This window comes from Nonomuraea sp. NPDC049709, from assembly GCF_040674815.1.
GTDB lineage: Bacteria > Actinomycetota > Actinomycetes > Streptosporangiales > Streptosporangiaceae > Nonomuraea.
The window spans coordinates 12,507-33,217 of the sequence record NZ_JBFANM010000087.1 but is presented as its reverse complement, the minus strand read 5'-3'; the positions used below and the strand labels follow the sequence as shown (position 1 = coordinate 33,217).

Here is a 20,711-nt window from a genome sequence, read left to right as displayed (position 1 = left end):
CAGCAAAAACGCTTGCATGAGAGCTCTGTCCTTGTCGCGCAATCAGCTCATCGGCGTTTTCGGGCGCGGATAAGTATGAAGGCCCCAAGTCCAAAAGCCAGGAGGATAAACACAAGAGTGGTGAGCACTTGCCAACCAAGCGCATAGCTAGCAACGGTGACGACACTCCAGATCGTCACGCCACCAACGCAGAGTGCGAGTATGGCGATCACTACAACCACGGGCGAGGGCAACGGTTTTCTACGCGTCATGCTGTCCAGCATTCCTCAATAGTCGTACTTGTGTCCAATTGGGGGTGCAGGTCAGCCGTGGATGGGGTACGGGTAGAAGCCCCATTGGGGGATACACAGGTTGAACTGTTGGAGTCCTTGCTCCGACCTGCGATAAGGCCGTAGATCGGAGTGTCTCTACCCATTCAACCTGTGTAATGCCGGTGCCACGGGTGATCCACAGGTAGTACGGCACAGCCTGCATTCGTTCGTTGAGCTGGGTGCATGTGGTGGCCAAGCGGGCGCGTTCATGGAACCAGTGGGCTCGGGCCTGGTGGCGGCGGCGCAGGCTGACCCGTGGGCGATGTGTGGAAGGGAAGGCGTCACCGTGGCCTCGGCGTTGAACAGGCGTTTGATCTCGGCAATCGTCAGCGGGATCATGCCGGGATGCGCGTGGCCCCTGATCGGGCCGACGTGGAAGGCGGCGCCTGGGTGTCGGTACGCCGGCGGGCGGATGCGGCGCTGACCTCGCAGATCGCCGCCAGGGCGAGCATGGCGAGCACGAAGTGCCGCAGAAAACGCTCCAGCCAAGCGCCATGCGCAGAGCGCTGTTGTGGCTCTTGGGGCTCGCCTTGGCTAAACACCAAGGTCCTTCGCCGCTCAGAGCGGATCTTCTGACTGTTGAACCTCGATGCTCGGCCCAGGCCCGAGGTCGAGTTGTTTGCTCATGTCGAGCTCGAACTTGCCGTACAGGTTCAGATGGGACCAGAAGAGTGCCGACAGGGCGCGCCGGTCGGCGTCGGTGAGCTTCTTTCGCCACTTTGGCTCGGCGAGGACGATCTGTACCATCCTGGTGTTCAGGTAGACGATCGCGGCCTGGACCAGGTGCAACGCGAGGGCGGAGACCTCGACGTGTTCGCGGTCGTCGCCGGTCAGGTCACCGGCCTTGCCGTAGAAGATGTCCTTGTTGGCTGAATTCCAGTTCTCCACCACGTTCAGGCCCTCGTGGATTTCGCGCCGCAGTTCCTCCTCGGCCAGGTAGTCGCAGATGAAGACGGTGCGGATCACCCGGCCGAGTTCCTCGATGGCCCGGTAGGTGGGGTGCTTGGGGCCGCCGCGGGTGAAGCGGCGGAGCATCTGATGGGCCTCGGCGGTGCCCAGTCGCAGCGCCGTCGCGTACTTGATCATCTGGTCGTACTGGTTGGCGATCAATTCCCAGTCGATGGTCTTGCCCGACATGACGCCCTCCAACTGCGGCCAGGCCTCGCCCTCGGCCAGGCCCGGCCGGTACAGGCGGGCCGAGCCGATGTTCTTCAGCCGGGGCAGCAGCTTGAAGTCCAGCAAGTGCGAGAACGCAAAGCCAACGATCGAAGCTCCGTGCGTATCGGTGTACTGGCGATCGATCTCCGCGCTGGTCAGATGGCGCAGCAGGCCCTCGATCATCGAGGCCACCTCGGAGTCCGTGGTTGATCTGACCTGGCTGTAGATGCAGACATTCTTGCGCTCGACGTGCCAGTACACCATGATCCCGGCGCCGCCGTAGCGCTGGTGCCACTCGGTCATGAAGTTCGCCGCCCAGGAACCGAACTTGCGCGAGTCCGATGCGCACGCAGTGCCCGGCCCCCACAGCGAGACGTCGCGCACCTCCAGCGTCTTGTTGACCACCGTGCGGATCGCGGCGCGCAGGTTGTCGCGGTTGACGAACAGTCGGCGGGTGCGGCGCAGCGCGGCCTCGGTGTCGGCCTCCATCCCCTCGATCGCCGCGGTGCCGTCGGCGACCCGTTTGATCCCCATGTTGGTGCCGAGTCCGAAGGTGCACAGCAGCAGCCGCCGGCGCAGCACCTTCGCGTCGGTCACCGTGCGCGAGGCCACCGAGGTGAACTCGGCGGTGAACTTCGTGGCGTGGTCGACGTTCTTGATCAGGTCCAGCAGGTCGATCACGCCCCAGCGGCGGGTGATCTCCTCCTTCAGCGACTCCAGGCTCTCCGGCTCGATCTGCTTGCCCAGGGGCGGCACGCTGATCCACGGCTCGCCCTTCCTCCTGGTGATGCTCACCCCGCCCGTCGTGGCCGTCTTCAGGCCCTTGTTCAGCCGGTCCAGCGCCGCCATGTGCCGCTTTTGCAGATCGGCGATGAAGTCGGCCGGGTCGCGGGGCTTGGCCAGGGCCTCGTAGTGCACGTCCCGGTTGTCCTCGAAGTCGGCGGGCAGATCCTCGTCGGGGTTGCGCCAGGTGTTGGCGCCCTCCGCCCAGATCTCGCGGCGCCGGATCGCCTGGCGCAGCGCGACCAGCACGCACAGCTCGTACGGGATGCGCTCCACCAGGCCGCTGTCGGGGTCGAGGACCGCGTCGCGCCAGTCCTCGGGCACCACGTGCTCCATCGGCACCGCCTCGGCGGCGGCGTAGAAGTCGGCGTCGGAGCCGTCGTAGCGCTGCAGCAGATCCAGGGCGTCCATCACCGGCTTGAAGGTGTCGTTGCTGGAGCGGAACCTCACCGCTTTGAGTAGCTTGGGCAGGCCGCGCCGGTAGTGGTGGGAGTAGGAGCCGCGCAGCTTGGTCCGTACCCGGGTGCGCAGCTCCTTCTCGTTCGCCTTGGCCTCGGCGATGATGTCTTCCAGCGTCCGCTCACCGACCACCGGATACAGAGCCTTGCGGACGATCTCCTCCGGCAGCTCCAGCGCCGCCTCGGCGAGCTTCACCAAGATGCTGTTTTTGCCCTGCACCCGCCGGAACTCGGCGTTGAGCTCTCCCTCGACCTTCTTCTCCGCCCGAACACTGATCTTGTGCACGAGCTGGATCAGCAACTCCACCAGCCCGTCGATCAGCTCCGCCTGCCGCACCTGGCACAACGCGGCCAGCAGGGTGAGGCGCACCGGTGGCGCCGCCGCCTCGAAATCGGAGGGGTACATCTTCATCGCCCGGGCCCGCCAGCCCGCCACGACCTTCTCCGAGACCCCCTCGAACAACGCGGCCGGCAGACCGATCGCCTTGACCCGCTCCAGCTTCACGACCTCGGCCAGCAGGGTCTCCAACTGCAGCGGCCCCGGGTCCTCCTTCAACTCCTGCAAGAACGCGCGCTGGCCGCCACTGGCACCGCTGCCACTGGCGACCTGAGTCTGCCCGTCCCCTTCCGGAACGTCCCCGCCGGCGACAGCCGGGGCGGCGTCGGCGACGATCAACTCTTCCAGCTTGCCGACCGACTCGAACGACAAGCGCTGCACGGTCGTGGCGGTAAAGTTCCGCTCGAACATCGCCTCGGCCGCACCCAGCACGCGTTCGATCCGGGTCGTCTTCGGCGGCTCGATCCGGTCTTCGCGGCAGCGCGCCAGCAGCGCTCCGCGCAGCCGATCCCGCGGCATCTCCACCGGACAGATCTTGGTCGCCAGCCAGTCGGCGAGCTTGTCCTCATCACCCACCGTCGGCTCACGAAAGCCGTGAAACTCCCGGATTTGCGCCCGATGGTTTTTGATGGTCCGGCCGGACCAGTCGTAAGCGGCGAACAGCTGCGCGTCGACCTTCACCTGCCCCGCCATGAACTCCACCGCCGGGCGGGGCACGTCCTCCCTGCGGGGAAACCTGGCTTCCAGCTCGAAGAACTTCAGCATCAGGCCGAAGCCGAGCCGCGTTGCCCCAGATTTGTTCGCCAGCAGCGCGAACTCCTCCTCATCCAGAGTCCAGCACTCGATCAGGTCCTCTAACTCCCATTCGCGTCGCATGCCGCACCCTTTCTCCCGATCTCCAGCGGAGCGTCAGGAGAAACATGGTTTGTAATCATGCGACTACCGACCGGTATTTCCGAGCTGTGATCGTTACGTAGTGGGACCTGAAATATAACGCTCAGTTACATTACTCCCCGCCTCAAGATGCCTCTTCATCATGCGGGCTACTCGAACCCACGATCACTCAGAGCTACTTTGCCCCGGGTGACGGCGACCCGAGCGCCGGGCCATAAGTGGCCGATATCCTTCAGCGCTTTGGGGAAGCCGACACGACACCATCAGCTACTGGAGCGAGGGTCGAATGGGTGGTCGCGATGCCACGTCCCGTCAGCGAGGGTCCGCGCCACACCACCGACCGCCCAGCCGCTGACGAGCCATACTTGGTTCAGGCTGCCAGGCAGGCACGCGGGTCTACTGGGGACCTGTCCGCCGAAGGACAACCCGTCGTAGACGGGGAAACTGAAGGCTGATGGACGCACGTGGAGGTAGCGGCTCAATGCCCTCGCTCTCGCGGCCGGTGGGCGCGTCCAGTGCGTCGGCGGCGTCAGCGACGGGGCCGTCGAGGTGTATCCAGCCACTGCGGAGGCGCGGGCTCGTGGCGGAGCGACGCCACGAGCCCGGCCCAGGGTTCGTCACCGCCGGGCGCGGAGCACCTCGCTGGTCAGCGGGCTGAGCGCGATGGGCTCGTCCTCCGTCACGATCACGGTGCCGCCGACGTGGGCAAGGTGACGACCGAAGGCGTACTGCGGCTCTAGGATGAAACACATCCCGGGCTCCAGCACCAGGTCGGCCATGAAGGTGGGGTGAGCGTGCACAGGCGGGTACGCCTCGGCACCTGGGAGCAGGCTGATGTCTGCGCGGTTCTTGCCGGCCGCGAGGAGAGCGTTGATCGAGTGAGCGGCGATGAGGTACATCTGCCCGTCGTGCGCGTCGAGCGGTGCGTGCATCGCTTCCACGACGTCGCCGAAGGTCCGCCCTGGCCGGAGCGTCGCCAGGCCGGCGTGGTAGGACTGCTGCGCGACGTCGCCCGCGCGCCAGAAGTCTTGGTGCACGTCGCCGATCGCGATCGTGACCTGGTGTTGCGTGTGGCGCCCGCCGAATTGGGAGAACACCTCGGCATAGATGACGTCCCCGTCGGCCAGCGCACGCGGTGCCTGCGCGCGGTAGCACCATGCGGGTATCCCCGAGGCGACGGGGTCGCGGCCTGACCATAGGTGCATGGCCGCGGGGAGCGTCCCGCGCCGAAAGCCTTCGGCCATGCCCGCGGCGTAGACCTCCGCCTCGGACACCCCTGGGCCGGCGGTATCGACCATGGCTTGCACCATGGCGTCTCCGATCTCCGCGGAGCGCCGCACGAGGGGAATCTCTTCGTCGCTGAGCCGCATCGTCATCAGGGCGACGGCGACGTCCATCTCCCGGAATTCGACGCCAGGGAGCTTCTCCAGGACCCGGCTCCACAGCGTGTGGGGCAGGACGCCTTCAGGATGCCACGGCAGATGCGCCCCGAGTCCTACGACGCCGATGTTCCCCCTGCTCAGGCCCAGCTCGGCGATCGTGTCCGTGATCCCGGTGGAGGTGCGTGAGGCGCGCAGGTTCCGCGGCGGGATCCAGGATTCGTCACCACGCCGGCTGGACTCCAGATGGTCCAGGATGAACATCCCTCCCGGCAGGTGCACGATCGGCTCGCCGCCGCGGGGGAAGACGACGGTCGTTCCGGGGCGCTCGTTGGTGAACCAGGTGTCGTAGGCGACCTGGGCAGGCCCTGCGTCCTCGTGCTCGCCGAAAACGAGCAGGGCGTCCAGGCCCTCACGGGCCATGAATGCCCGGGTGAGATCCCAACGGCGGTCGCGCTCGGCCGTTGAAAGGGTCAGCGCAGCAATGTCGTTCATGGTCTCGTCTCCTTGGTGGTGATCATGGAGCGTCACTTGGGATCGAAGGGGCATCTCGGTCAGACATGTGTGGCGGTCAGCCTCTGACTGCCGGACCACAGCTGCTCGGCGCGCACGGTGTCGTAGGACTCCTGCGAGGAGCGGGCCTGAGTGCGGCCGTCGAAGTACGTGCCTGTGGTGCCTGCGAGTTCCGGCGTGGTTGCCAGCCAGGCCAGCGCGCCCCCGGACTCGGTGGCCGAGTTGATGTTGGGGGACATCACCCGGCGCAGCAGCCAGGTCAGGTGTGGAAGGACGTGCGTGGAGATGAACCGCACCGGGGCGGGCAGTGAGCGGCCCAGGGCGGTTCCGAGCACCATGCCGGGGTTGAAGGCGTTGGCCGTGACGCCCTCGGGCAGACGACGGGCCAGGGCGTAGGTGAAGTAGAGGTTCGCGAGCTTGGAGGTGCTGTAACGCCGCTGTCCGGCGACGAACGCGTTGTCCGGCTTCGCCGATGCCGCAAGCTCGCCCCGCGCCAGGGCATCCGCGCTGCTCCATGCCGGAGCGGGGCCCAGCTTGAGCGCCGGGTCGTGGGTGTCGCTGGAGGTCACGAGCACACGAGCCGGGGCGCTCAGCACGGGCAGCAGCGCGTTGACCAGTACGAAGTGGCCCAGGTGGTTGATGGCGAAGGTGGACTCGAAGCCATCGGCCGTGTGGATGAGCTTCGTGCCCATCTGCACGCCTGCGTTGCACACCAGCGCGTGCACCGGCGGGATCGTTTCCGAGGTCACGCGGCTGGTCAGCTCCGCGGCGAAGGTCCGGACGGACTCCAGTGAGGACAGGTCCATCGTCATCGCCTCGACCGTGTTGCCGCTCTCTGCGGCGGAGGCCAACGACTTCACAGTCTCCCATCCACGGGCGGCGTCACGGACGGGCAGCGCCAGGTGCCAGGGCCCGTGCTCGTCCCGGAGGATCGCGGTGGCCGCGGCGAATCCGATGCGTGCCACCGGTGAGGATGATCGTACGGGCCTCGCCCGTGGACTGAAGTGACATGGTCATGCCTTCCTTCGGTCGTCGCCGCGACGACGACGGTCGCGGTGACCTTCACCCTGCCAAGCATGGATGGCACTTTGAATACTTGTGAGTCCTGGTTTCTTGTGCGAGAGTGCCAAATGTGGCAGACCAGTTGTCCGAGGTGCTTGACCTCGTGGAGGTCTACGGCGCGGTGTCCGGCGGATTCGCGGCCCGTGGCCGGTGGATGGCACGCTCGCCGTGCTACGACGCGATGAAGCTCATCGCCATGGTGTCCGGCCACGGTCGGCTGCTGACCGACGGCCTCGACGAGCCGGTCGAGCTCTCCGCTGGTGATGTCGCCATCCTCAACAACCGCACATGGCTCGAATACGAGGGCGGCCCGCAGGGGGACGGTCCACGCCACCAGATCAGCCCCGAGGAGAATTTCACCGGTCTCAACGAGGCGGATCCCACCACCGACGATGTCGTGCTCGGCATCGCCGTGGGCATCAACCCGGCAGGCCAGGAGCTGCTGCTGCAGACGCTGCCGCCGGTGGGAGTCGTCAGGGCCTCAGCGTCGGCCTCGCTGCGCACCATCCTCGACCAGGTCTTCGACGAGGTCGCGGGCCGCCGCACCGGCTCCGCCTTCGCCATCCGGCAGTACGGTCAGCTCCTCTTCCTCGCGGTCCTGCGCGCCTACCTCGACCAGGTGGAAGCCCCGCCGGGCTGGCTGCGGGTGCTGACCGACGAGCGACTGCGCCCGGCCGTGGCCCTCATGCACAACGAGCCCGCCGCGCCGTGGGGCCTGGAGGAGCTGGCGCGCTCCGCTGCGATGTCCCGATCAACCTTCGCCCGCCACTTCCGCGCTACGGCGGGCATGCCTCCGCTCACCTACCTCAGTCGCTACCGCATGCTCCTGGCGCAGCGCGCCCTGAGGCAGAACGACACGCGCATCGGCGCCCTCGCCGCCGACCTGGGGTACGCCTCCGAGGCGGCCTTCAGCAACGCCTTCAAGCGCGAGATCGGCGAATCCCCGCTGCGCTACCGGCACCGGGTGCGCAACGAACCGTACGGACGCCGCCGGCCCACCCCGGCGTGAGCGCCCCGCTCGAGGCGTCGGCAGCGAACGCGGAGGCGGCAGAGGTGGGTGCGGCTCGCCGGCGGGCGCCGGTCAGATCGGCGGCCCCGCCCTCACAGGAGGGCTTCGATGGTGATGGGAAGGGAGCGGATCCGGCGGCCGGTGGCGTGGAAGACGGCGTTGGCGATCGCGGGTGCCACACCGACGATCACCACCTCACCCAGGCCCTTGACGCCGATGGGGTCGGCGGTGCGGTCGTCGCCGCGCAGGTAGATGGCATTGACGTCGGGGACGTCGGCGTTGACGGGGACGAGGTAGTCGGCCAGGTTCGCGTTGACGATGCGGCCGTCGCGCGGGTCGGTGACGGCGTGCTCCAGCAGGGCCATGCCGATGCCGCCGACCATGCCGCCGATTGCCTGGCTTTCGGCGAGCTTGGGATTGATGATGCGGCCCGCGTCGTACACGCCGAGCACCCGCCTGATGCGTACCAGGCCGAGGCTTTCGTCGACGGCAACCTGGGCGAACACCGCGCCGTAGGCGTGCGTGGAGAACCGCTCGACCTCGTCCCCGGGGGTGTATCCGCCGGGCGTCTCCAGGTGGGAGAGGTCGGCGCGGGCCAGCAGTTGCCGGTAGGTCTCGCCGCGTCCGGGATCGTCGCGCAGGTACAGGCGGCCGTTCTCGACGGCGACGTCGTTGGCCGGAGCTCCGTGCAGAGGTGAGCCAGGGTCCTCGACGGCGAGCCGGATGGCCTGCAGGCGGAGCTTGTCGCAGGTGTCCTGGACGGCGGAGCCGACGCTGGCCATGGTCAGGGAGCCGCCGTGGGGCGGGGACTGCGGCATGGTCGAGTCGCCGAGCTGGAACCGCACGCCGGCCATGGGGAGGCCGAGTGCGTCGGCGGCGACCTGAGTCATGGAGGTGTAGGTGCCGGGTCCCATGTCGGAGGTGGCGCACTGGACGATGGCGTTACCGTCGGCGTCGAGCCGGGCCAGGGCCTGGGCCGGGGCGCGCAGGGTGTGGTAGGAGGCTACCGCGACGCCCGTGCCGAGCAGCCAGTTGCCGTCGCGGGCTGAGCGTGGCTCGGGATCGCGGTCGTCCCAGCCGACGGTGCGGGAGCCGATGCGCAGGCACTCGCGCAGCCGCCGGGTGGAGAACGGCGCCCCGGTGCTCGGATCCTGGCCGGGCTCGTTGCGCAGGCGCAGGTCGATCGGGTCGATGCCGAGCTCGTGGGCGAGTTCGTCCATGGCGCACTCGATGGCGAACGCGGCGGTGGCCGCCCCGGGGCCGCGCATGTAGGTGGGGGTGCTGATGTCCAGGGGGATCGACCGGTAGCTCTGGCGGACGTTGGACGTGGCGTACAACATCTGGCCCTGAACGGTCAGGGACTCCCGGTAGTCCTCGTAGGTGGAGGTCGCGGCGCTGATGTCGTGCAGGGCGGCGGTGAGCCGGCCGTCCTGTCCGGCGGCGAGGGTGAGCGTGTAGTCGGTAACGGGGCGGTGTCCCGTCCCGGTGAACATCTGCTCGCGGGTCAGGACGACCTTCACCGGGCGGCGCACCTGGCGGGCGGCCAGCGCGGCAATGGTGACGTGTGGCCAGGCTCGCAGCGCACTGCCGAACGCGCCGCCGACGAACGGTGAGATGACCCGGATCGACTCGGGCGGGATGCCGAACACGGCGGCGAGGTCGGCCCGGGTGTTGAGGACGTTCTGGGTCTTGTCCCACAGCGTGAGCCGGTCGCCGTTCCAGTGGGCGATGGTGGCGTGTGTCTCCATCGGATGGTGCTGCTCGCGCGGGAGCCGGTAGGTCCGCGTCAGCCGGGTGTGCGCCTGCCGCAGCGCCGTTTCGACGTCGCCCCGCTGGTAGGTCTCCAGCTTGTTGGGCGGGCCTGCCGGGGAGGCCAGATCGGTCGCGGGCCGCTCGCCGTCGTAGCCGATGCGCACCAGCGCCGCCGCGTGCCGGGCGGCCTCCAGGGTTTCGGCCACCACGACGGCGACGGGCTGGCCGAAGAACCTGACTTGGTCGTCCTGGAAGACCCGCAGGCGCTCGCCCCCTCCCCGGGCAGGATCGGGCACGCCGCGGAACGGCTGGTAGGGCAGTTTCGGCGCGTTCAGATGGCTGATCACGGTGAGCACGCCGGGCAGGGCGCCGGCGGCCCGGGTGTCGATCCCGTTGATCCGTCCCCTTCCTGTGGTGCTGGTGACGATCACGCCGTGGGCGACGTCGCGTACGGCGCCGTGGGCGTCATGCTCAGCGGCGTAGGCGGCCTGGCCGGTCACCTTCAGCCACCCGTCCACCCGGGACAGTGGCGCGCCCGCCGCGGGCCGGGTCATCGCGTTCCTCCCACCGTGCGTAGCTGACGTTCGATGGTGCGTTTGAGGAGTTCCGCCTTGAAGGCGTTGTGGCGCAGCGGGCGTGCGCCGTCCGCCGCGACCGCTGCGGCCTGCGCCCATAACTGCTCGGAGGGACGGGCGCCTGCCAGCAGCCGCTCCACCGCGTCCAGCCGCCACGGCACCGTGCCCACCCCGCCGGCGGCGATCCGGGCGTCCCGGATGACACCGCCGGTGAGATGCAGCACGACCGCAGCAGAGGTGAGCGCGAACTCATACGACTGCCGGTCGCGGACCTTCAGGTAGCCCGAGCGCAGGGGGCGCGGGTGCGGCGGGATCTCCACCGCGGTGATCAGCTCGCCGGGCCGCAGGTCGTGCTCGCGGTCGGGCGTGTCACCGGGCCGCAGCAGGAGCTCGGTCATGGCGAGGCCGCGCTCCCCGTCAGGGCCCTGCAGGTGCACGCCGGCGTCCAGCGCCACCAATGCCACGGCCAGATCGGATGGATGGGCCGCCACACACGCGTCCGACGTTCCCAGGATCGCGTGCGAGCGGTTGTGACCCTCCAGGGCGGCGCACCCGGACCCGGGTTGCCGCTTGTTGCAGGCGGCAGTGACGTCACGGAAGTAGGCGCAGCGGGTGCGCTGCAGGAGGTTGCCGCCGATGGTGGCCATGTTCCGCAGCTGTGGCGACGCGCTCAGCTCCAGCGCCTGCGCCACCACCGGGTAGGCGCTGCGCACGCGCGGGTGCGCGGCGACGTCGGACATGAGCGCCAGCGCGCCGATCCGCAGACCGCCGGACGCGGTGGCCTGCACCTCCCGCAGCGGCAGGCCACCGATGTCGACCAGCGTGTCAGGACGTTCCACCGTCTCGCGCATCAGGTCGACCAGCGTCGTGCCGCCCGCGATGTAACGTCCGCCGCGCGCTCCGGCCGTGATCGCGGCACGGGTGTCGGCGGGCTTGGTGTAGGCGAACGGGTACATGTCAGCTCCTGCCCGCGCGCGCCGTCTGCGCGATCGCGTTGACGATCTTGACGTAGCAGCCACAGCGGCACAGGTTGCCGCTCATCCACTCGCGGATCTCCTCCCGGGAGCCGGTGTGGCCCTCGCGGATGCACGCCACGCCGGACATGATCTGTCCCGGGGTGCAGTAGCCGCACTGGAAGGCGTCCTGCTCGACGAAGGTCCGCTGCAACGCGTGCAGCTCACCGTCATCGGAGGCCAGGCCCTCAATCGTGGTGACCTCGGCGTCCTGGCACCGCACCGCCAGCGTCAGGCACGCGTTGACGCGGCGGCCGTCCACCAGCACCGTGCACGCACCGCACGCGCCCTGATCGCAGCCCTTCTTGGTGCCGGGTAGGGCGAGCCGCTCGCGCAGCAGATCCAGCAGCGACGTCCGGTTGTCGATCGTCACCTGGTGGCGTCGCCCGTTCACGGTCACCGACAGCGCACTGCTGTGGCCGCCGGACGCCACGATCTGTTTGATCGACGCGCCAGCCTGCTCCGCGGTGAGCGCGGACGGAAGGACGCCGGCTGCCACACCACCGGCAGCGGTCGTCGAAAGAAATCCCCGCCTGGACACCCCGGGCGGTGCGTGCCCATCCCGGCGGTCTTCGCCAGGGAGCTTGTCGGACATGAATTCCTCACTTCTCTTCGGTCGGCAACTCGTCCTACTCCTTGGGTCGGCGTGCTCTCAGTGGCCTGCCTGCAGATTGGGACCGATCAGCCTCCGAGTGGCCACTATCAGTACAAGTGCTGATCGGATAGGGAGTAAGGCATTGGTGAAAGGTGTACTGGCAGGGCATCCCTGCAAAGTGGCAGGCGGCGTAGCTTGGGAGGGTGGACACCCGCAGCCAGATCAGTGAGTTCCTGACCTCCCGGCGCGCCAAGATCAGCCCGCAACAGGCCGGGTTGTCCTCCTACGGCACCCGCCGGGTGCCCGGACTGCGCCGTACCGAAGTCGCCCAGCTGGCCGGAGTGAGCGTGGAGTACTACTCCCGCCTGGAACGCGGCGACCTGTCAGGGGCGTCCGACCACGTCCTGGGCGCCCTGGCCCGCGCGCTGCGGCTCAACGACGAAGAGCGCATCCACCTGGAGGATCTTGCCCGTGCCGCGGGCCCTCGTCCGAGGCGGCGCCGCCGCCCTGCCCCCAGCCAGGTACGGCCCTCGGTCCAGCGGCTCCTGGACTCCATGACGGGCGCCCCGGCCTTCGTCAAGAACGGCCTCTGCGACGTCCTGGCCACCAACGCTCTCGGCCGTGCCCTGTTGGCACCCATGTTCGATGCGGCCCGCGGCGCCATCCCCAATCACGCCCGGTTCACCTTCTTCGACCCCCGCTCCCACGAGTTCTGGGGCGACTGGGACAGCGCCGCCGATGTCACCGTCGCCCTCCTGCACGCCCAGGCCGGCCGCGACCCCTACGACAAGGACCTCACCGACCTCATCGGCGAGTTGTCCACCCGCAGCGACGACTTCCGCGTCCGCTGGGCCCGCCACGACGTCCGCCAGCACCACCTCGGCCGCAAATCGGTCCGCCATCCCGTGGTAGGTGAGCTCCACCTCACCTACGAATCCCTGGACTTGGCCACCGACGGCCTCACCCTGGTCGCCTACGGCGCCCAGCCCGCAACTGATTCCGACGACAAACTCCGCCTCCTCGCCAGCTGGGCCAGCGCACTCGATCACGCCACCGCCCCCCACCCGCCGACCGCGGCACCGCCGCCTACGACCGCCGGCTCCACCACCGCGCCGCCGCCCTCGACCTCCGCCGTCTGATCAACCTCGGACTCGCCCGCACCGGCGGCATCTGCATCCTCAACCCGATCACTGCGGGCAAGAGGGTGAGCCGGCTCATGCCGGCTCACCCATCAAGATCTTCACGACGTTCCTGGAGGGACTGTACGGTTTTCGGCTCTGGCCCGTAATCGGTGGTGGCGTTGAGTGAACAGCTGCCAGGCTGGGTCGTGCTCAAGATCGACGATCTTACGGATGTGGTGTTTTCGGGCCTGTCTGCCCTGGTCATCGAGGGCGTGAAGGACGAGAACGATCTCATTCGGGTCATGACCCGTACTCGCGACGAGCCAGTGCCATGCCCGGTGTGCGGGACGCCGACCGCTCGAGTGCACGGCTACTACCATCGGACGGTCACCGACGTCCCGGTTGACGGGCGGCCGGTGGTGGTATCGGTCCAAGTACGGCGCCTACTCTGCCCGGCATGGGGATGTCCCCGGCAGACGTTCCGTGAGCAGGTACCCGGGCTGCTCGAGCGCTACCAGCGTCGAACACGCAGGCTCACCGGCCAACTGGGCGCGGTGGTCACCGAGTTGGCCGGCCGGGCAGGCGCTCGGCTCTCGGCGGTCCTGGCCGTCACGGTCTCCAGATCCACGGCACTGCGCCTGCTGATGCAGCGGCCGCTACCACCACTGCGGATCCCGCGCGTGCTGGGTGTCGATGACTTCGCGCTCAAGCGCCGCCACCGGTATGCCACCATCCTCACCGACGCCGAGACCGGCGAGCGGATCGACGTCCTATCCGGCCGCGGCGCCGATGCCCTGGAGTCGTGGCTGCGCTCCCACCCCGGGGTCGAGATCGTCTGCCGTGACGGATCGGGCGCCTACGGCGAGGCGATTCGACGTGCTCTGCCGGATGCGGTGCAGGTCGGGGACAGGTGGCACCTGTGGGCGAATTTCTGCGACAAGACGCTGGCTGAGGTTCGTTCCCACAGCGCCTGCTGGGCCACGGTCAACCCGCCCCGGCCCGCCGGGGTGCGCGAACAGAGCACCCGCGAGCGCTGGCGGCAGATCCACGACCTGCTGGACAAGGGCGTCGGCCTCCTGGAGTGCGCCCGCCGGCTGAACTTGTCTCTCAACACCGTCAAGCGCTACGCCCGCACCCGCGAACCCGATTCCCTACGCCGCGCTCCACGCTACCGGCCCACCCTCGTCGATCCCTACCGTGATCACCTGCGCGAACGGCGCGCCGCCGACCCAGCCGTTCCCGTGCAGCAGTTGTTCCGCGAGATCAAACAGCTCGGCTACACCGGCAGCCTCAACCTGCTCTACCGCTACATCACCCAAGGCCGAGCCGAAGGAGAACGGCCCGTCATCACCCCGCGCCGCCTGGCCCGTCTCCTGCTCACCCACCCCGACCGGCTACGCGACAGCGACACCCAGCTGGTGCGGGAACTCACCGCCGCCTGTCCCGAACTGACCGCCCTTGCCCGCCTGGTCCGCGATTTCGCCGCACTCCTCACCCCAGCCGAAGGCAACGACGCCAAGCTCACCACCTGGATCACCACCGTCCGAGCCGAGGATCTGCCCCATCTGCATGGCTTCGCCAACGGCATCGAACTCGATCGCGACGCCGTGAACGCCGCCCTCACCCTCCCGCACCACAACGGCCGAACCGAAGGCGTCAACACCCGCACGAAGAAGATCATGCGCCAGATGCACGGCCGTGCCGGGTTCGAGCTTCTGCGCCACCGCATCCTGCTGCAGTGAAGATCACTCAACGCCACCACCGATTACGGGTCAGAGCCAAACCGGGCTCTGGCCCACTTTCGGTGGTGACGGAAAGTGGTTTAGCCGAGCAGGATGCGATGACGGAGGAGTGCGAAGCCGGCTCGTCCGTACATCTGCCTCTTGATCATTTTCGTTTTGGTGTTGACGCCTTCGGTGCCGCCGTTGTGGAAGGGGAGGGTGAGGGCGGCGTTGACGGCGGCCCGGTCGTAGTCCAGCCCGCGGGTGAAGGCGTGCAGGTGGGGCAGGTCGACCTGATGTGCTTGTTCGATCCAGGCGGTCAGTCGCCGGTCGTTGCCCTGCTTGGGATCGAGGAAAGCGGCGAATTCCCGGACGAGTCCGGCGAGCATGGTCATCTCCCGGCAAGCTGCGATGGCGGCGTCCAACCGCTCGGTGTGGTGGCCGGTGAGCTTGCTCGGTTCGGTGAGGAGAAGGCTGGCCAGACGCTTGGGGGAGATCGCGGGCCGGTCGCATTCGACGCGGCCTTGGTTGATGTATCGGTAGAGCAGGTTCTGGCTGCCGGTGTAGCCGAGTTTCTTGATCTCGGCGAGGAGTTGCTGGACCGGTACGGCGGGATTCTCGGCCCGGCGTTCGCGCAGATGGTCGCGGAACGGGTCAGTGATACCACCACCCTCCGCCCGTCGACCGGGACATCCGCGACCGTCCACCTGGCGTAGCCGTGCACCCGCCCCGTCAGCGCTCCGCATACCGGGCATCGTGTCGGCTCGTCCCGAGTACGGGCCATGACCCGTATGAGATCGTCCTCGTCCTCTACTCCCTCGATGACCAGGGCAGACAGCCCCGCGAACACCGCACCCACAAGATCGTTCTCCAGCACGGCTCAGCCTGGCAGGTAAGTACTCAGCGCCACCACCGATTACGGGCCAGAGCCGATCCCTGAACGCACCCCGTACATGATCAACTGCCGAACGGTTCTGTGTCACAAGATCAGCAACAGAGCCTCAGCCTGTACTTGCGTCTGCACATTGAGGTGTACGCCGACAGCGGTCAACCCGTGGGTCCACTGGCCGTGCGCTGGCGGGAGCTTTTGTGTGCAGGTTGGCGTCGGGGTTGTAGATGGCCCGGTGCGGTGCGGTGGGGTGGATCGGTGACGATCAGCAGGAACCGGTCAGCCTGGCTCCCCAGATGGTTCGTTGCGTCCGGTCACCTCAGGAGAGTGCGCCAGCGCTCGGCCGATTCCATGATGTCCAGGCTGACGCGTTCCAGGTAGGCCGCCATTTTGGCCAGTCGTTGCCCCACGGGGCTGTCGAGCCCGTAGGTCTCGGCCGCTGCCATCGTGGCCTGCGCCGTCTGGAGTGTCTGCCGCTCGCTGGTCATGATCGCCTGGTACAGGGCGTCGTCGTCGATCACGTAGATGTCGCGACGGCGCCGCGGATCGCGCTCACGACGGACGAATCCCTGCTGGAGCAGGTAGTTCACGGCCAAGGAGACGGAGGCCGGGCTGACCTTCAGCCTGTGGGTCAGCTCGGCGGCGGTGCGCCGGCCGTCCTCGGACAGCATCAGGTCGTGGTGCACGCGCGCGGCTGTCCTCGGCATCCCCGCCCTGATCGCCCTTTCGAGGAGTTCCGCTTCCATCAGGTCATCCGGCGGTGTGTCTGCGCGCGGGGGCGACGGTGTGCCGCGCCGGGCCCGCTGGATCGTCGCCTGGTGTGCCTGCTGGGGCCGGTAGCCGGTGGGGCCGCCGTTGCGTGTGATCTCCCGGGTGATCGTCGAGGTCGGCCGGTCGAGCCGCCTGGCGATCTCACCGTAGGAGAGCTTGTCGGCGAGTCCGGACGCGATGCGCTCGCGGTCCTGCTCGGACAGTCGTGCTCCTGGCATGCCGCCAGTATTGCCTTCACCGTCAGCCATTGCAACATAGTCTTGCATTCGAGTGCAGGGTCATTGCTCCAATTTGTTGGCGCTCACCTGCATTAACGCCTTTCATTCAATTGACGAAACTTCGAATGCAACATAGCTTTCAAGAAGCACAGAACACGTACTATCGTGAAATGAGATCGACCATGAGTGAATCTCTCCATACCGTCACGAGCAACAGGGGCCGAAGACCGCGGGTCTCCCAGCGAGTGGCGGTCACGGCGCTGGCAGCCGCGCTGCTGGCCGGGGCGGCCGCACCCGCGTCGGCCACCGCGGATAGCAAGGCCGTGCCGAAGGCCGCTGCCGGGCAGGAGCGTCCGGAGTTGCAGAAGGCCATCCAGGCGTTCGTCGACGCCGGTTTCCTCGGAATGCAGGCGCGCGTGAACGATGAGCGGGGCGAGTGGGTCGGCAGCACCGGGCGGCGCAAGCTGGGCACGAACGCCAAGCCGCCGGCGAACGGGTACTTCCGGATCGGCAGCAGCACCAAGAACTTCGTCGCGACCCTGGTGCTGCAACTGGTGGCCGACGGCAAGATCGGGCTGGATGCCCCGGTGGCCGACTACCTGCCCGAGTTCAAGCTGGACCGGCGGATCACCGTGCGGATGCTGCTGCAGCACACCAGCGGCTTGTACGCCTACACCGGCGAGTTCCGCCCTGACGGGTCGGTCGAGCCAGGGATCCCCGCAGGAGGCAAGGAATGGGTGGCCAACCGGTTCAAGACCTATCAGCCGGAGGAGCTGGTGCGGTTCGGGCTGTCCAGGTCGGCGCGGTTCGAGCCGGGGACGAGCTGGAGCTACTCCAACACCAACTACACGCTGGCCCAACTGCTGATCGAGAAGGTCACCGGCCACTCGCTCGCTGAGGAGATGAAGCGGCGCATCCTGGGCCCGCTCAAGCTGCGCGGCACTGTACTGCCGGGCGCCTCGCCGGAGCTGCCCCAGCCGCACCCCCACGGCTACTACCGCTACCAAGACGCCGCCAAGGAGTGGAAGGTGATCGACGTCACCCGCCAGAACCCCTCCATGGTGGCCGCCGCCGGTGACATGATCTCGACCACCAAGGATCTGGCCACGTTCTTCTCCGCATTGAACAGCGGCAAGCTCCTGCCGGCCCGGCTGATGGCCGAGATGCGCAAGCCGCACCCCAAGAGCGGCGACCTCGTCTACGGCCTGGGGGTGTCGGTGCAGGACCTGGGCTCGAACTGCGGCACCGTCCTGCATCACAACGGCGGCACCGCGGGGGGCTACGGGGCCCTGATGTACAGCACGCCCGACGGCAAGACGACTCTGACCGCCTCGATCACCGCCGGCGACGCCGCCGTGGACGTGGCACAGGAGTTCCCGAAGGCGTTGGACAACCTCCTCAAGAAGGTGTTCTGCGACGGGCCGGCCGGGTCAGCCGACAAGGCCAAGCCGGCTCAGTAGACAGGGGCCGAGCACCTTGGGCTGGTACACCTTGGAAGTAGACCCCACGCGGTCGTGCATCAGGTAGAGCGCGAAGTAGGCCACGCCGAGCTCGTTGAGCGCGGCGTGGCCGGCCCACGAGGCGCGGACACCGAGCGGGCACAACCAGTCGACAAACCCGTGAAAGACGAAGCCGACCAAGAAGCCGACCAAGGGGATGCCTGCTCGGCCATGGCGACATTTCCACCGGGGGCTGAATCCCGGCCCTCTCTGCCAAGGTCAGGTCATCCGAGGATGCGATCCCCTCCGGCGACCCGACCTCAGCAATCCAGAACCCTGGACAGCCGCAGGACCGCATCCCCACACTCCCCCCGTTCCACTGCATTCGTACCAACTTTCAAGGAGCACACCACCATGTCCATCACCCTTTCCGACCAGGACAAACTCACCCTGCGCACCGCCGCCTACGGCGCCGTCACGCTGCTGGCCGCCGCCGATGCCGCCGGAAACCCCCACAAGACCGCCACCCACGGCTCCATCGCCCTGGCCTCCGCAACCGGCCTGATCGGGCACGTGCTCGCCGAAAAGCAAAGAGACGTGAACCTGAACGGCAAGTCCGTAGCCGAACTCGCCGACCACGTGCTGCCAGCCCTGACGGCGGCCATGAGCCTGCACAAGCAGCAAGATCCAGCCGAGGCCGACAACTTCCGCAGCGCCGTCATCATCGCCATCGACGCCGCCACCCAGATCCACCCGGGCCAGCCCAGCCCCACCATGACCGACATGATCGGCAAGATCACCGAAGCCCTCGACACAGCACCTGTGCGATGAGGTCACCCTGGAGCCGACCGGGCTGGGCTCCCTGCTGAGCCTGCACATGTCCGGCCGGCCCGCCCCGGTCGTGCGGCTGGACCGGCAGGCAGACCGCAGGCCAGGCGCGCTCGCACCACCTCCCGGCGGACGGGGAGCGTTTCCGCTTCGTGAGCACATTTCAGCTTTCCACCAGGGATATCCACAACCGCTCCGGAGGTCTACCCGGGCCTCGGCCGACGCCCGAGGCCACGAGCTCCTCCACCGCCGCGGCGTATTCGGCGCTGGAACGACGCAGCTCGCGCCACTGCTGCGCGGCGGCACGCGGGCGAGCAATACCGCCGCGACGACCGGGCCTGCTCCGGCAGCGGCAGACCGCAGTTCGCACACGTCCGGGCTCACGCCCCTGATTGTCGCAAGCCCGCGGCGAACGCGCCGACCAGGCCAGAGTGAAACTGCCAAGACAACGAACGCGTCGCCGATCTTGAGGCCGAACCCGTTGCGAAGCACCTCGGCTCATCGACCTGATCAAGCAGATTTGCCTGGCCCACCTGCCTGGGCTACGCCTCCGTGGCACTCCTGGCCGCCAGAACCAGGCCACACCGACACTGCCCCAACCGGACGATGCGATCGGCCCGGTTCATTCGCGAGGCGGACAACCTGCGGCGACTCTCTGGCCTTCAAGTACGCGCTGCTACGATGTGCGCCGCTGCGATGCTCTTGGGGGATCTTGTGGTTGTATGTCAGCTTGCTCATGCGTTCGTGAACAAGGACGGCGCCTTCGGGAACCCGGCGCTGGTGATCGTCGAACCGCGAGGCACATCTGCGACGGCGCAGCAGCGACGCGAACTCGCGGTACGCCTGGGCATTCCGGCAACGGTCTTCGTACGTGACGCCGAGCGCGGGATCGTCGGTATCTACGGCTCCTACGACCAGGAGATTCGGTTCGGCGGGCACCCGTTGCTGGCCACGGTGGAAGTCCTGCACCAGCTAGGCACCGAGGTCAGGGAGCTCACGCCTACGGCAGGGCCGGTCGCCTGCCACCGCGAGGCGAACGGCACGGTGTGGCTCAAGGCCCCGGCAGCCTGGTCGAAGCCCTGGCGCTTCTACGAGGTGGATAGCCCGGCCGCCATCGACCGGCTGACCGGGCTTCCCGCCGGGGAGGACTTCACCCAGGTTTGGGCGTGGATGGACCAGCGGGCTGGGCGGGTGCGAGCGCGGTTGTGGGCGCCGCGTATTGGCAAGGGCGAGGACGAGGCGTGCGGGAGTGCCTCGATGTTGCTGACGCAAAGGCTCGGCCGTCCGTTGGAGGTCGTGCACGGACAACACGGTTCGATCATCCTGACCAACCCCGTCAACGACATTGAGGTGGAGCTCGGCGGGCGCTGCACCGTCGTCGAGCCCAGCGCCGAGATCCGCAGGCAGGTCGACGACCTCTACCGGATCTCCTGAGCGGAGGTCCGGGCACCCGGCAAGGCGGGTTTATTTGGCGTGTCGTCCCGGGGCTCCGCAACTCAGGCATCGCCACTGAGACCCTCTCTGACCACTTCACAGGGATTCCCCCGCCACACCAACATCGCCAGACGGCCGGGCCACCGAAGATCAACAGCTTAGAAACAGACACTGAGCTTAGCTGAGCGCTGGCCGTGCTGGAGCGCCTGCCGTGGTGGGAGACGGTGAAGAACCGGATCAAGGCCGAGCTGGCGCTACGCCGGGCGGCACGCAGGAGTGGTGACGTGCCGCCGGGGGCGTAGCGGCGATGCGGTAGGGATGGGCCGCGAAGTAGCAGTGTTATCGCGGGCCGGAGAAGGCGCTGAGTAATGTCGGCGCCGAACTCCTCGCCCTGGCGGGGCGGGCTATGATCGCGCGGCGCAGCCGGAGAGATCCTTGAGCGTGGGTCGTG

At 67.9% G+C, this 20,711-nt stretch carries 13 protein-coding genes and 3 pseudogenes; 6 read left to right on the top strand and 10 right to left on the bottom strand.

Annotated elements, in window-relative coordinates; all coding sequences use genetic code 11:
- Nucleotides 1-869: 869 nt before the first annotated feature.
- From AB0J69_RS51395 to AB0J69_RS51385, 3 genes and pseudogenes are all read right to left on the bottom strand, one after another.
- A pseudogene (locus AB0J69_RS51395) lies at nt 870-3,926 on the bottom strand (Tn3 family transposase); the annotation flags it as partial.
- A 632-nt stretch (nt 3,927-4,558) separates the two neighbouring features.
- On the bottom strand, nt 4,559-5,914 hold the full coding sequence (locus AB0J69_RS51390; protein WP_364133993.1) for a M24 family metallopeptidase: 1,356 nt from the start codon (nt 5,912-5,914) through the stop codon (nt 4,559-4,561).
- On the bottom strand, nt 5,875-6,798 hold the full coding sequence (locus AB0J69_RS51385) for an SDR family NAD(P)-dependent oxidoreductase (protein ID WP_364133990.1): 924 nt from the start codon (nt 6,796-6,798) through the stop codon (nt 5,875-5,877). The genes AB0J69_RS51390 and AB0J69_RS51385 overlap by 40 nt, the downstream gene beginning before the upstream one ends.
- Before the next feature lie 167 nt (nt 6,799-6,965).
- Here AB0J69_RS51385 and AB0J69_RS51380 point away from each other — a divergent pair, with 167 nt between their 5' ends.
- Nucleotides 6,966-7,904, top strand: coding sequence for an AraC family transcriptional regulator (locus AB0J69_RS51380; RefSeq protein ID WP_364133987.1), 939 nt, complete (start codon nt 6,966-6,968; stop codon nt 7,902-7,904).
- 92 nt (nt 7,905-7,996) lie between these two features.
- Here AB0J69_RS51380 and AB0J69_RS51375 read toward each other — a convergent pair whose 3' ends face one another.
- The 3 genes from AB0J69_RS51375 to AB0J69_RS51365 are packed head-to-tail and all read right to left on the bottom strand — an operon-like array spanning nt 7,997 to nt 11,839.
- Nucleotides 7,997-10,210 (bottom strand): xanthine dehydrogenase family protein molybdopterin-binding subunit, encoded by a 2,214-nt coding sequence (locus AB0J69_RS51375; protein ID WP_364133984.1) that lies wholly within the window; start codon nt 10,208-10,210, stop codon nt 7,997-7,999.
- Complete coding sequence (locus tag AB0J69_RS51370; protein ID WP_364133981.1) at nt 10,207-11,187, bottom strand: xanthine dehydrogenase family protein subunit M; 981 nt, start codon at nt 11,185-11,187, stop codon at nt 10,207-10,209. The genes AB0J69_RS51375 and AB0J69_RS51370 overlap by 4 nt, the downstream gene beginning before the upstream one ends.
- 1 nt (nt 11,188) lies before the next feature.
- Nucleotides 11,189-11,839: a 2Fe-2S iron-sulfur cluster-binding protein gene (locus AB0J69_RS51365; RefSeq protein ID WP_364133978.1), complete on the bottom strand. Its 651-nt coding sequence runs from the start codon at nt 11,837-11,839 to the stop codon at nt 11,189-11,191.
- Nucleotides 11,840-12,042: 203 nt separating this feature from the next.
- On the opposite strand from AB0J69_RS51365, the gene AB0J69_RS51360 reads away from it, so the two are divergent.
- Together AB0J69_RS51360 and AB0J69_RS51355 are read left to right on the top strand one after the other, a co-directional pair.
- A complete protein-coding gene (locus tag AB0J69_RS51360) occupies nt 12,043-12,978 on the top strand; it encodes a helix-turn-helix transcriptional regulator (RefSeq protein ID WP_364133975.1) in 936 nt (311 codons plus the stop codon).
- 218 nt (nt 12,979-13,196) lie between these two features.
- Nucleotides 13,197-14,702: an ISL3 family transposase gene (locus AB0J69_RS51355; protein WP_364134046.1), complete on the top strand. Its 1,506-nt coding sequence runs from the start codon at nt 13,197-13,199 to the stop codon at nt 14,700-14,702.
- 80 nt (nt 14,703-14,782) lie between these two features.
- Here AB0J69_RS51355 and AB0J69_RS51350 read toward each other — a convergent pair.
- The 3 genes and pseudogenes from AB0J69_RS51350 to AB0J69_RS51340 form a co-directional block, all read right to left on the bottom strand.
- A pseudogene (locus AB0J69_RS51350) lies at nt 14,783-15,343 on the bottom strand (transposase); the annotation flags it as partial.
- A gap of 41 nt (nt 15,344-15,384) precedes the next feature.
- Nucleotides 15,385-15,465, bottom strand: a pseudogene (locus tag AB0J69_RS51345) (hypothetical protein); the annotation flags it as partial.
- 419 nt (nt 15,466-15,884) lie between these two features.
- Entirely contained in the window at nt 15,885-16,559 is a 675-nt protein-coding gene (locus tag AB0J69_RS51340; RefSeq protein ID WP_364133972.1) for a helix-turn-helix domain-containing protein, read from the bottom strand.
- Nucleotides 16,560-16,741: 182 nt separating this feature from the next.
- Between AB0J69_RS51340 and AB0J69_RS51335 the strand changes: the two genes are divergently transcribed.
- Nucleotides 16,742-18,019 carry a serine hydrolase domain-containing protein gene (locus AB0J69_RS51335; RefSeq protein WP_364133969.1) on the top strand — a complete coding sequence of 426 codons (1,278 nt, stop codon included), beginning with the start codon at nt 16,742-16,744 and terminating at the stop codon, nt 18,017-18,019.
- Here AB0J69_RS51335 and AB0J69_RS51330 read toward each other — a convergent pair.
- A complete protein-coding gene (locus AB0J69_RS51330) occupies nt 17,990-18,211 on the bottom strand; it encodes a hypothetical protein (protein WP_364133966.1) in 222 nt (73 codons plus the stop codon). The genes AB0J69_RS51335 and AB0J69_RS51330 overlap by 30 nt on opposite strands.
- Nucleotides 18,212-18,412: 201 nt before the next feature.
- Between AB0J69_RS51330 and AB0J69_RS51325 the strand changes: the two genes are divergently transcribed.
- Nucleotides 18,413-18,829, top strand: coding sequence for a hypothetical protein (locus AB0J69_RS51325; RefSeq protein WP_364133963.1), 417 nt, complete (start codon nt 18,413-18,415; stop codon nt 18,827-18,829).
- Between the two features lie 693 nt (nt 18,830-19,522).
- On the top strand, nt 19,523-20,260 hold the full coding sequence (locus AB0J69_RS51320) for a PhzF family phenazine biosynthesis protein (protein WP_364133960.1): 738 nt from the start codon (nt 19,523-19,525) through the stop codon (nt 20,258-20,260).
- Nucleotides 20,261-20,711 lie beyond the last annotated feature (451 nt).